This window comes from Bradyrhizobium sp. CIR48, assembly GCF_014198315.1.
Lineage (GTDB): Bacteria > Pseudomonadota > Alphaproteobacteria > Rhizobiales > Xanthobacteraceae > Bradyrhizobium.
Map to the genome: position 1 here is coordinate 129,770 of NZ_JACIHG010000004.1, position 12,075 is coordinate 141,844.

At 65.5% G+C, this 12,075-nt stretch carries 10 protein-coding genes; 7 read left to right on the forward strand and 3 right to left on the reverse strand.

What is annotated here, in order from left to right; genetic code table 11:
• Window positions 1-8: 8 nt before the first annotated feature.
• The gene (locus GGD66_RS14205) at window positions 9-686 is read right to left on the reverse strand and encodes a nitroreductase (RefSeq protein ID WP_018320506.1); all 678 of its coding nucleotides are present in this window, start codon (window positions 684-686) and stop codon (window positions 9-11) included.
• Window positions 687-842: 156 nt separating this feature from the next.
• On the reverse strand, window positions 843-1,796 hold the full coding sequence (locus GGD66_RS14210; protein WP_183258158.1) for a LysR family transcriptional regulator: 954 nt from the start codon (window positions 1,794-1,796) through the stop codon (window positions 843-845).
• A 98-nt stretch (window positions 1,797-1,894) separates the two neighbouring features.
• Between GGD66_RS14210 and GGD66_RS14215 the strand changes: the two genes are divergently transcribed.
• The 6 genes from GGD66_RS14215 (at window position 1,895) to recQ (ending at window position 10,291) form a co-directional block, all read left to right on the forward strand.
• Complete coding sequence (locus GGD66_RS14215; RefSeq protein ID WP_183258159.1) at window positions 1,895-3,076, forward strand: MFS transporter; 1,182 nt, start codon at window positions 1,895-1,897, stop codon at window positions 3,074-3,076.
• A 120-nt stretch (window positions 3,077-3,196) separates the two neighbouring features.
• Complete coding sequence (locus tag GGD66_RS14220; RefSeq protein WP_183258160.1) at window positions 3,197-4,759, forward strand: amidase family protein; 1,563 nt, start codon at window positions 3,197-3,199, stop codon at window positions 4,757-4,759.
• A gap of 389 nt (window positions 4,760-5,148) precedes the next feature.
• On the forward strand, window positions 5,149-6,450 hold the full coding sequence (locus GGD66_RS14225; protein WP_183258161.1) for an O-acetylhomoserine aminocarboxypropyltransferase/cysteine synthase family protein: 1,302 nt from the start codon (window positions 5,149-5,151) through the stop codon (window positions 6,448-6,450).
• Window positions 6,451-6,462: 12 nt separating this feature from the next.
• On the forward strand, window positions 6,463-7,461 hold the full coding sequence (locus tag GGD66_RS14230) for a homoserine O-succinyltransferase (protein ID WP_183258162.1): 999 nt from the start codon (window positions 6,463-6,465) through the stop codon (window positions 7,459-7,461).
• A 102-nt stretch (window positions 7,462-7,563) separates the two neighbouring features.
• Window positions 7,564-8,307 (forward strand): polysaccharide deacetylase family protein, encoded by a 744-nt coding sequence (locus GGD66_RS14235; protein WP_183258364.1) that lies wholly within the window; start codon window positions 7,564-7,566, stop codon window positions 8,305-8,307.
• A 118-nt stretch (window positions 8,308-8,425) separates the two neighbouring features.
• Window positions 8,426-10,291 carry a DNA helicase RecQ gene (recQ, locus tag GGD66_RS14240; protein WP_092261349.1) on the forward strand — a complete coding sequence of 622 codons (1,866 nt, stop codon included), beginning with the start codon at window positions 8,426-8,428 and terminating at the stop codon, window positions 10,289-10,291.
• Between the two features lie 126 nt (window positions 10,292-10,417).
• Here recQ and GGD66_RS14245 read toward each other — a convergent pair whose 3' ends face one another.
• Window positions 10,418-11,434 carry a 1-aminocyclopropane-1-carboxylate deaminase gene (locus GGD66_RS14245; RefSeq protein WP_183258163.1) on the reverse strand — a complete coding sequence of 339 codons (1,017 nt, stop codon included), beginning with the start codon at window positions 11,432-11,434 and terminating at the stop codon, window positions 10,418-10,420.
• 157 nt (window positions 11,435-11,591) lie between these two features.
• On the opposite strand from GGD66_RS14245, the gene GGD66_RS14250 reads away from it, so the two are divergent.
• Window positions 11,592-12,056 (forward strand): Lrp/AsnC family transcriptional regulator, encoded by a 465-nt coding sequence (locus tag GGD66_RS14250; protein WP_183258164.1) that lies wholly within the window; start codon window positions 11,592-11,594, stop codon window positions 12,054-12,056.
• The last annotated feature ends 19 nt before the right edge of the window (window positions 12,057-12,075 follow it).

Genomic DNA, 12,075 nt, shown 5'->3' on the forward strand with positions numbered 1-12,075 from the left:
GCGCGCCGCTACGTCTCGAACCCGACGAACACCGTCGCTTCCTCGATGGACTTCCGCTCCGACACCACCGCATTCGCCGGAAAGGTTTCATCCGGCCAGCCCAGCGCGATGCTTTTCATGATGACTTGATCGTCGGCTATGCCTGCGTGCTCGCGCACCACGGGGGATTGCATGATGCCCTGGCTGTTGATCACGGCGCCGAGCCCGCGGGACCACGCGGCATTGACCAGGGCGGTCGCCACGGCGCCGCAGTCGAAGGGCGTATCGTCGCTGCCGTCAAGCACGCGGTCATAAGTGATGATCACGCAGACGGGCGCGTCGAACTGGCGGAAGCCGCGCAGCACCCAGTCCTGGCGTTTTTCCATGTTGTCGCGCTCGATTCCCATTGCGGAGAATAATTGCTTGGCGACGCCGACCTGCCTGTCGCGGTGCTTGCCTGCAAAGGCCTGGCCCGTGCGGAACTCGCGCGACTGCGGGATGCCCGCCACCATCCGTTCGGTGTTGCCGGCGCGGATCCGATCCAGCGGTTCGCCGGTGATGACATAGAAATTCCAGGGCTGGGTGTTCATCGACGACGGAGCGCGCATCGCCAAACCAATGATTTCCGCAATCAGCTCCTTGGGCACCGGATCGGGTTTGTAGCCGCGGATACTCCGGCGACCGAGGATGACGTCATCGAACTGCATGTGTGTGGAATTCCCCTGACAAGTTCTGAAACACTTAGGACTTTCGCGGTTTCGGCACCCTCGCGCAAGCGCCGGCGGCGTGTCCTCAACGGTCCAGTCATGCGGAACACGATCGCATCAGTCTGGATTGACTGACGCTCTCTCTGCCATCACGCCTCACCCCACCACCTTCCACCTCCCATCCGCCGCCCGCTTCAGCGCGGGATCGCTCACCCGCACGTGCTCGGCAAGGAAATCGATGAACGCACGGACGCGCGCGGGTAGGGGGGCGGTGTGGCCGACATAGACGGCGTGGATGTCTTCGCGGTCGCCGGGATTGTAGCCTTGCAGCACCGGCACGAGGCGGCCGGATTCGATGTCGGGGCCAATATGGAAGAGGGCGAGGCGCGCGAGGCCGACGCCGCCGAGGCAAAGGCGGCGGGCGGCTTCGCCGTCGCTCGCGCGCGCGACCGGCGGCGGCACGGCTTCCTCGGTGCGGTCGCCGCGCTTGAACGGCCAGCCGCCGCGGATGCGCGGAAAGGTCCAGCCGATGCCGCGATGCGCGGCAAGATCCGCCGGCGCCTTCGGCGTGCCGCAACGGGCGAGATAGTCGGGCGTGCCGACCACGACCATGCGGCTGGTGCCGAGTTTTCGTGCGACGAGTCGCGACGCACGCAACGGGCCGACGCGGATCGCGACGTCGGCGCGCTCCTGCATCAGGTCGATCGTCGTGTCCGTCAACACGAGATCGAGCGTGACGTCGGGATGCTGCTTCAGGAAGCGCGGGATCAGCGGCATCAGATGCAGCATGCCGAACGGGATGTTGCTGTTCACGGTGAGGCGGCCGCGCGGCGCCGCGCCTGAGGCCGCCTCGCGTTCGGCTTCCTCCATCTCTGCGAGGATCCGCACGGCGCGCTGGTAGAACGCCTGGCCTTCCTCGGTCAGGGTCAGCTTGCGCGTGGTGCGGTTGACGAGCCGCGAGCCGAGCCGGGCCTCCAGCCGCGACATCAGCTTGCTCACGCCCGACGGCGTCAGGCGCAGCTTTCGCGCGGCCTGGGTGAACCCGCCGAGATCGACGACGCGGACGAAGACCTCCATCTCGGCGGAACGGTTGGTGTCGAAGCGAGCCATGTTGAATTCACGTCACAAATGATTGGATTGCGGACATCCTATCGGTTTTGCACGGGCACGGCTATCTGCGTGGCTCGTCTCATCCATCGGAGCTACGCATGCCTCCCGCCGTTCTCGCGCTCACCGCCGGTGCCTTCGGCATTGGCACCACTGAATTCATCATCATGGGCCTCTTGCTGCAGGTCGCGGCCGACATGCATGTGTCGGTACCGGTCGCGGGCCTGCTCATCTCCGGTTATGCGCTCGGCGTGTTCGTCGGTGCGCCCGTCCTGACGCTGGCGACGCGGCGGATGCCGCGCAAAACCGTGCTGCTCGCGCTGATGACGATCTTCACGCTCGGCAATGCGGCCTGTGCGCTGGCGCCGAACTACGAATTGCTCATGGCGGCGCGCGTGCTGACCTCGCTTGCCCACGGCACTTTCTTCGGCGTCGGGTCGGTGGTGGCGACGAGCCTCGTCGCCGAGGACAAGCGGGCCTCCGCGATTTCCACCATGTTCATCGGTCTCACCGTCGCGACGCTGCTTGGCGTGCCCTTCGGTGCCTGGTTCGGCCTGATGCTCGGCTGGCGCGCGGCGTTCTGGGCCGTGACGGTCATCGGCGTGATCGCCTTTGCCGTGGTCGCAGCCCTCGTGCCCGGCCATGTCGGCAACGGCGACAAGCCGGTCTCGCTTGCCGAGGAAGTATCGGTGCTCGGCCGCCCGCAAGTGTTGCTCGGCCTTGCCATGACCGTGTTCGGCTTTGCCGGCCTGTTCGTCGTCTTCACCTACATCCAGCCGATCCTGACGCGCTTCACCGGGTTTTCGGAAGCAGCGGTCTCGCCGATCCTGCTGGTGTTCGGCGTCGGGCTCGCGATCGGCAACGTTGCCGGCGGCAAGCTCGCCGACCGTGGCCTCGCCGGCGCGTTGATCGGAACGCTCGCCGCGCTCGCCATCGTGTTGCTTGGCCTCGCCGCCGTGCTGCCGGTCAAGATCCCGGCGATCGTGCTGATCCTGCTGCTGGGCATCGCGGCCTTTGCGACTGTCGCCCCGCTCCAGCTTCGCGTGCTGGAAGCGGCCGGTCCCAGCGGCCGCACGCTCGCCTCGAGCCTCAACATCGCCGCGTTCAATCTCGGTAACGCTCTCGGTGCCTGGGCGGGTGGCGTCGCCATCGACCGCGGGCTCGGCCTCTCGGCGCTGCCTCTGGTCGCAGCCGGCATCACCGCTGTCGGTCTCGTGCTGGCGCTGTGGAGCCTGCGGCTCGACCGCGCTCCGGCGGCCGTCGCGGCCTGCCCCGCGGAATAACGCAACCGGCGCGACCGCGGACAATTCGCCGCGTCGCGCCGTTGGTCCATGCATAAAACGCACCTGTACACATCCTTTCGCCATCCGTAACTTCCTCGGCGCAATTTCAGGAGATGCGACGTGGCGAAGAAGACGGCCAAGAAGACTGCCAAGAAGAAGACTGCTTCGAAGAAACCGGCGAAAACCTTGAGCAAGACCAGCGCAAGCCGCAAGGCCGTCGTTGCGAAGAAGGCCGCGGGGCTCAAGCTGGCTTCATCGCGCCGCCCCAAGGGACCGGCCTGGCAATGGTCGGCGGTGGAGACCGCGGCTGCAATCCGCTCCGGCGCAATCTCCGCCGTCGAGACCGTCGAGGCGCATCTCGAACGGATGCGCGCCGTCAATCCGAAACTGAACGCGGTCGTCGTCGATCTCTCGGAAGAGGCATTGAAGGCCGCGCATGCCGCGGACAAGCAGCGCGCAAAGGGCGGCGAGCTCGGCCTTCTGCACGGCGTGCCGATCACCATCAAGGAAAACGTCGACTACGAGGGCCGGCCGAACTTCAACGGCGTGCCCGCCAATGAGGACCTGGTCGCGCCGTCGGATGCGCCCGTGGTGCGCAACCTGAAGAAGGCCGGTGCGATCGTCATCGGGCTGACCAACACGCCGGAATTCTCCTTTCGCGGTTTTACCGACAATCCCCTGCACGGGCTGACGCTCAATCCCTGGGATCCCGACATCACCTGCGGCGGGTCGTCGGGCGGTGCGGGTTCGGCGGTCGCCGCCGGCATTGGCACCATCGCCCATGGCAATGACATCGGCGGCTCGCTGCGCTGGCCCGCGCATTGCAATGGCGTTGCCACCATCAAGCCGACGCAGGGACGCATCCCCGCGTTCAACGCGAGCGCAACGGCCGAGCGGCCGATGCTGGCGCATCTGATGTCGGCGCAGGGGCCGCTCGCCCGCCATGTCGGCGACGTTCGCCTTGCGCTTGAGGTGATGAGCCGGCGCGATCCGCGCGATCCCTGGTGGGTGCCGGCGCCGCTGGTCGGCGAGAGGCCGAAGGGGCCGATCAAGGTGGCGCTGGCCAAGATCCCCGAAGACATGGAGGTCGATCCCTCCGTAGGCGCTGCGCTGCGCCAGGCCGCGGACCATCTCGAACGTTCCGGCTATCGCGTCAGCGAGGTCGAGGTGCCCGACATCAACGGCGTCTGGCAGACCTGGTGCGACATCATCACCAACGAGACCGTGGTGATGCAGGAGGCCGGCATGCTGAAGGTCACCTCCGAGGATTTCCACAAGGCCTGGGGCGGCATGAAGGCCAAGGCCAACGTGCTCGATCTCAAGGCCTGGATGCAGGCGACGGCCGCGCGCAACGGCCACATTCGCGCCTGGCAATTGTTCTTCGAGGAGTATCCGGTCGTGCTGGCGCCGACCACGGTGAAGCCGACGCCGGGCCCGCGCGAGGATACCGTCAGCCCCGAGCGCGTGCGCGAGATCTTCTGGGGCGAGATCCGCTTCATCTCCGCGATCAACGTGCTGGGCCTGCCCGGCGCCGTGGTGCCGGTGGCCCTCCACGACGGCAAGCCGATCGGCGTGCAGCTCATTGCCGGGCGCTATCGCGAGGACCTCGCGCTCGACGCAGCGGCCGCGATCGAGAAGCGCGCCGGCGTGCTCGCGCATCGGCTGTGGGAGAGCATGGCCTAGTCCAAGCCGGTTATCGCCGCATTGACAGTCTCACCCTCTCCTCTTGTGGGAGAGGGTGGCTCGCCGCATAGCGGCGAGACGGGTGAGGGGTCTCTCTCCGCGAACTCTATGGAAATTACTTCGCGGAGAGAGACCCCTCATCCGGCGCTTCGCGCCACCTTCACAAGGGGAGAAGGAAGGGACCTCGCGAGGCGCACCAAAGCAGCACTTCGTTAATCGGCTTTAACCCGGATTCCGGCCAATTCGCCGACAAGCATTAGGGTTACTTCCTCGATCTCTAGGCGAATTATTGTCCGCTTTACCACCCGCCTCTAACACGGGGGCGGCGGACAACGCACATGCCTCATACAGGCCAATAAGTGCGGCCCGCCCCACGCGGAGGTGGCACGATGCGCAACGAGACGATCGCTATTCACGCCGGCTACGAACCCGAAGCGACCACGCACGCGGTCGCAGTGCCGATCTACCAGACCGCGGCCTACGCTTTCGACAGCGCCGATCACGGCGCGGCGCTCTTCAATCTCGAGACCGAGGGTTTTCGCTACAGCCGCATCGCCAACCCCACCAGCGCGGTGCTGGAGAAGCGCATCGCGCAGCTCGAAGGCGGCGTCGGTGCACTCGCGGTCGCGACCGGCCAGGCGGCCCTGCATTTCGCCTTCGTCAACGTCGCCGATCACGGCGGCAACATCGTTTCCATGCCGCAGCTTTACGGCACCACGCATACGCTGCTCTCACACATCCTGCCGCGGCAGGGCATCACCGGCCGCTTCGCCGAGAGCGACAAGCCGGAGGCGGTCGAGAAGCTAATCGACGAGAATACCCGCGCGGTGTTCGCCGAGACCATCGGCAATCCCGCCGGCAATGTCTGCGACATCGAGGCGCTGGCCAAGGTCGCGCATGCGCATGGCGTGCCGCTGATCGTCGACAACACCGTCGCAACCCCGATCCTGCTGAGGCCGTTCGACTACGGCGCCGACATCGCCGTGCACTCGTTGACCAAGTTCCTCGGCGGTCACGGCACCACGCTCGGCGGCGCGATCGTCGATTCTGGGAACTTCCCGTGGGCGAAATACGCCGACCGTTTCCCGGCCTACAACAAGCCCGATGCCTCCTATCACGGCCTTGTCTACGCCGAGCGCTTCGGTCGCACCGCCTATATCGAGCGGGCGCGCAGCGTCTATCAGCGCACCATGGGCTCGGTGCTGTCGCCGTTCAACGCCTTCCTGCTGCTGCAGGGCATCGAGACCGTGGCGCTGCGCATGGAGCGCCATGTCGAGAACGCGCGCAAGGTCGCCGAATTCCTCCACAAGGATCCGCGCGTCGCCTGGGTCAATTACACCGGCTTTCCCGACAGCCCGTATTATCCGCTGGTGCAGAAATATCTCGATGGCAACGCCTCCTCGCTGTTCACCTTCGGCATCAAAGGCGGGATGGAGGCGGGCAAGTCCTTCTATGATGCGCTGAAGCTGATCACGCGCCTCGTCAATATCGGCGATGCCAAGTCGCTGGCCTGCCATCCGGCCTCGACCACCCATCGGCAGATGTCGGCAGAGCAGCAGCGCGTCGCCGGCGTGCTGCCGGAGACGATCCGTCTGTCGATCGGCATCGAGCATGTCACCGACATCATCGAGGACATCGACCAGGCGCTGGACAAGGCCTGCCGGTCGGCGCGCCTCGAGGCCGCGGAGTAGGCGACGGCGCCAATGACGATCTTGATCGACAGGGATCAAGTCATCTCGAGCCCGGCGCTGGTGCCGGCCGAGCGCGATCTTGCGCGCGATCACGGCGGCGAGCTCACGATCGGGCTCGTCAACAACATGCCGGATCCGGCGCTGAAGGCGACCGAGCGTCAGTTCTTGAAGCTGCTTCAGGCTGCGGCCGGTCCGCGCCGCATTCGCTTCCACTGCTTCTCGCTGCCCAGCGTGAAGCGCTCGCCGGAAGCGAAGTGGCATGTCGAGAGCGAATATTCCGACCTCTCCGATCTCAAGCGCCAGAAATTCGACGGGCTGATCGTGACGGGCGCCGAGCCGGTCGCGCCCGAACTCGACCAGGAGCCGTACTGGCGCGACCTCGCCGACCTCATTGACTGGGCCAAGGCCAACACGCGCTCGACGATCTGGTCGTGTCTTGCCGCGCATGCGGCGGTGCTGCACCTCGACGGCATCGAGCGGCGGCGCCTGCCAGCCAAATGTCACGGTATCTTCGATTGCGACGCCGTGACGAGCGATGCGCTGACGCGCGCCGCGCCGGCGCCTTTGAAGGTGTCGCATTCGCGCCTGAACGAGATCGCGGAGAGCGATCTGGTGCAGGCCGGTTATCAGGTGCTGACACGCTCGGCTGAGGCCGGCGTCGACGTTTTCGTGCGCCAATATGCCAGCCGGTTCGTGTTCTTCCAGGGGCATCCGGAATATGACGCGCTGTCGCTCCAGCGCGAATATCTGCGCGACATCGGTCGCTATCTTGCGCGGGAGCGCGAGAACTATCCGCGGCTGCCCGGGAGCTATTTTGACGCAGCGACGGAAGAGAAATTGGTCCGCTTCGAGAAGAAGGCGGCCCACCAGCGCCATCCGGCGCTCACCAACGAGTTACCCGGGCTGAGTTTGCGCGCCGACATCGGCGCCGGCAGCGCCGCCGAGGTGCTTTTTCGCAATTGGCTGCAATATCTCTGTATGAAAGCCGAAGCGCCGGTCCTTGCGCGTTAGCCGATATTGGTGCCGCGTTAGGATTACCCAAGCGTTAGGCTTGCCTCGACCAGCGCGCGAATGTTTCAGTACAGACATACGTCAATCATGGGAAACGCAGTCGTGTGGTCGGCACTCCAGGGACGCGTGAGCAATCGGCTGGCCCGGCATTTCCGCGCCGCGCCGCACCGGCTGCCCGCGCATGCGCCGATCGTGAGCTTCACCTTCGATGATGCCCCGGATAGCGCTGCAGGCGAAGGCGCCGCGCTCCTGGAAGAGCATGGCGGCCGCGGTACGTTCTATCTCGCCGGCAGCCTGATCGGCCAGCCGTCAGATCATTGGCACGGCCTGTCGGATGACGCGATCGTGCGGCTTCACCGCGCCGGTCACGAGATTGCCTGCCACACCTTCTCGCACCAGAGCTCGGCCAAGCTCGACGAGGCCGCGATGGCTCGCGAGATCGAGCGGAACCGCACTTATTTTCGTAGTATCGATTCCTCGATCAATCTGGAGAACTTCGCCTATCCCTATGGGATTGCCTCTGTCTGGCGCAAGCCGCAGCTCGCCAGGGCCTTCCGTTCGGCGCGCGGCATCCTTCCCGGCGTCAACAGCGACGTCATCGATCTCCAGTTCCTGCGTGCGTCGCCTTTGGTCGATTGCGAGATCGACACGGCAGGCGTCGATCGCTATTTCGACGAGGCGGTCGCGAGCGGTGGATGGCTGATCTTCTACGGCCATGACGTCGCGGACGCGCCGAGCCCCTATGGCTGCACCCCGGACCTGATGCGCCACGCGCTGGAGGCGGCCGGACAGCGCAACATGCCGATCGTGACGGTCGCGGAAGCGCTGCGCAGGATCGGGGCGTAGCTTTTTTTCACCTCTCCCCGCTTGCGGGGAGAGGTCGGTAGAAGATGGGCTTGCCACGCCCGCGCCGCCATGCGACTGGCCTTGTGACGAATCTCACGGCCTTGGTTCCAGCCCTCTCATGTCAGCCCCTTCCACCGCTCCGCGACCTGCGCCGGCCAACGGCCGTGACGCGCTGTCGGTGCTGCATTCGGTATTCGGCCTGCCGGGTTTTCGTGGCGCGCAGGGCGAGATCATCCGGCACGTCACCGACGGCGGCAATTGCCTGGTGCTGATGCCGACCGGCGGCGGCAAGTCGCTGTGCTATCAGCTGCCGTCGCTGCTGCGCGAAGGCTGCGGCATCGTGGTGTCGCCGTTGATCGCCTTGATGCGCGACCAGGTCGCGGGCCTGATCGAGGCCGGCGTCAACGCCGCTGCGTTGAACTCGTCGCTGAGCTTCCAGGAAGCCTCCGACATCGAGCGGCGCCTGCTCGCGGGCGATCTCGATCTGCTCTATGTTGCGCCGGAACGCCTGGTGACGCCGCGCTGCCTCTCGCTGCTGGCGCAGGCCAAGGTGGCGCTGTTCGCGATCGACGAGGCGCATTGCGTCTCGCAATGGGGCCATGACTTCCGCCCCGAATATGTCGGCCTCTCCATCATCGCCGAGCGCTTCCCGGACGTGCCGCGCATCGCGCTGACCGCGACCGCCGACGAGTTGACGCGCAAGGAGATCGTGGCGCGGCTTCAGCTAACGGACTCGCCGCAATTCGTCTCCAGCTTCGACCGGCCCAACATCCGCTACGAGATCGTCGACAAGCGCAGTGCGGTGTCGCAGCTGAAGGAGTTCATCCGGGAGCGCCATGCCGGCGACGCCGGCGTGGTCTATTGCCTGTCCCGCAACCGTGTCGAGGAGGTCGCCGCCGCGCTCGACGAGGCCGGCATTGCCGCGCTGCCCTATCACGCCGGGCTCGACAGCAGCGTGCGCTCGCGCAACCAGGACCGCTTCCTCAATGAGGACGGCATCGTCATCGTCGCGACCGTCGCGTTCGGCATGGGCATCGACAAGCCCGATGTACGCTTCGTCGCCCATCTCGACCTGCCCAAGAGCATCGAGGCCTATTACCAGGAGACCGGCCGCGCCGGTCGCGACGGCAAGCCGTCGGCGGCCTGGATGGCCTACGGGCTCTCCGACATCGTGCAGCAGCGCCGCATGATCGACGAATCCAGCGCCTCCGACGAATTCAAGCGGGTCTCGATCGGCAAGCTTGATGCGCTGGTCGGCCTTGCCGAAACGCCGCACTGCCGGCGCCGGCGGCTGCTCGCCTATTTCGGCGAGATCGTGATGGGCGAGAGCTGCGGCAATTGCGACAACTGCCTGACGCCGCCGAAGATGCGCGACGGCAAGGTGCTGGCGCAGAAGCTGTTGTCCTGCGTCTATCGCACCGGGCAACGTTTCGGCGCGATGCACCTGATCGACGTGCTGGTGGGGCGCCTGACCGAGAAGGTGACGCAGTTCGGCCATGACAAATTGTCCGTGTTCGGCATCGGGCGCGAGCTCAACGAAAAGCAGTGGCGCACCGTGCTGCGGCAGCTGGTGGCGATGGGCCATTTGCAGAGCGACAGCGAAGCCTTTGGCGCGCTGAAGCTGACCGAGACCGCGCGCGGCGTGCTGCGCGGTGAGACCGAAGTGTGGCTGCGCGAGGAAGCGCCCGGCACCCGCATTCGCGCAAGCCGCGGCAAATCCCGCCGCGGCGACCTTGCGCCTGCGACCGGCGCGCCGGAAGGCGATGTCGATCCCGAGCTGCGCGCGCGGCTGCGCTCATGGCGCTCGGAGGTCGCGCGCGAGCGCGGCGTGCCGGCCTATGTGGTGCTGCACGATGCCACCATCGACGGCATCGTCCGGGCCTGGCCGACGACACTCGACGAGCTCCGCAACGTGCCCGGCATCGGCGACAAGAAGCTCGAGCATTACGGCGACGAGCTGCTGCAGATCGTCAGGACAAGGTAGGAATAGATGACGTAGCCCGGATGGAGCGTAGCGCAATCCGGGGCAGTCTTTCCGCATTCGCGAGTCCCGGATTACGCTGCGCTCCATCCGGGCTACGAAGATAGCGGGCGAGAGCTATGTCCTCACTCACCCGTTCCGGAACGCATACGCGTACCCGTTCAGCGCCGGCGCGCCGCCGAGATGGGCGTACAGAATCTTCGCGCCCTTCTCGAAATAGCCCTTCTGCGCGAGGTCGATCAGGCCCTGCATCGACTTGCCCTCGTAAACGGGGTCGGTGATCATGCCTTCGAGACGCGCGGTCAGGCGGATCGCTTCCTTGGTCTCTTCCGAGGGCACGCCGTAGGCGGGATAGGCGTAGTCCTCGATCAGCACGACGTCGTCAGCGACGAGCTCCTGGCCGAGCTCGACGAGTTTTGCGGTGTTCTGCGCGATCTCGAGCACCTGCGCTTTCGTCTGCGCCGGCGTGAACGAGGCATCGATGCCGATCACCTTGCGGGCGCGGCCATCGGCGGCGAAGCCGACCAGCATGCCGGCATGGGTGGATCCGGTGACGGTGCAGACGACGATGTAGTCGAACTTGAAGCCGAGCTCCTTCTCCTGCTTGCGCACCTCTTCGGCGAAGCCGACATAGCCAAGGCCGCCGAACTTGTGCACGGAGGCGCCGGCCGGAATCGCGTAAGGCTTGCCGCCCGCCGCCTTCACTTCCTCGATCGCCTGCTCCCAGCTCTTGCGGATGCCGATGTCGAAGCCGTCGTCGACCAGGCGCACGTCGGCGCCCATGATGCGCGAGAGCATGATGTTGCCGACACGGTCATAGACCGCGTCCTCGTGCGGCACCCAGGCTTCCTGCACCAGGCGGCACTTCATGCCGATCTTGGCGGCGACCGCCGCGATCATGCGGGTGTGGTTCGACTGCACGCCGCCGATCGAGACCAGCGTGTCGGCGTTGGAGGCGATCGCATCGGGGATGATGTATTCGAGCTTGCGCAGCTTGTTGCCACCATAGGCAAGGCCGGAATTGCAGTCCTCGCGCTTGGCATAGACCTCGACATTGCCACCGAGATGTTTGGACAGCCGCTCCAGCTTCTCGATGGGCGTCGGGCCGAAGGTCAAAGGATAGCGCGGAAATTTGTCCAGCTTCATGGGTCATCCCGATTGGCGTTGGCGTCGGCAGCTCCCTAGCATCGCGCCGGAAGAATGTGCTCTCGAATATTGCGCCAATATTGCGCCAATTCTTGCGGAAGCGGCGGCGATGGCTAATAATCCTTCCAGATTCCGCCTATTTATGAAAGCTTCTCTCATGACAGCGCGACTCGACCGCACCGACCTTAAGATATTGAGATTACTGCAGAATAACGGTCGGCTCAGCAACGCAGAGCTGGCGGAAACCGTCGCGATCAGCCCCGCCACCTGCCATCGCCGCACCCAGCGCCTGTTCGAGGACGGCTTCATCGCCACGGTGCGCGCCATTGTCGCGCCGAAGAAGGTGGCCAAGGGCACCCTGGTGATGGTCGGCGTCGTGCTCGACCGCTCGACGCCGGAGAGCTTTGCGATCTTCGAGCAGGCGATCGCCAGGCTGAAATTCGTGCTCGACTGCCACCTCGTCGCCGGCGACTTCGACTATTTCCTCAAGATCCGCGTTGGCGACATGGAGGATTTCAACCGCATCCACGGCGAGCAGCTGATCGCGCTGCCCGGCGTGCGCCAGACCCGCACCTTCTTCGTGATGAAGGAAGTGGTCGACAACGCGCCGCTGGAATTTTGAGCGCGCCCTTGATGCGCAA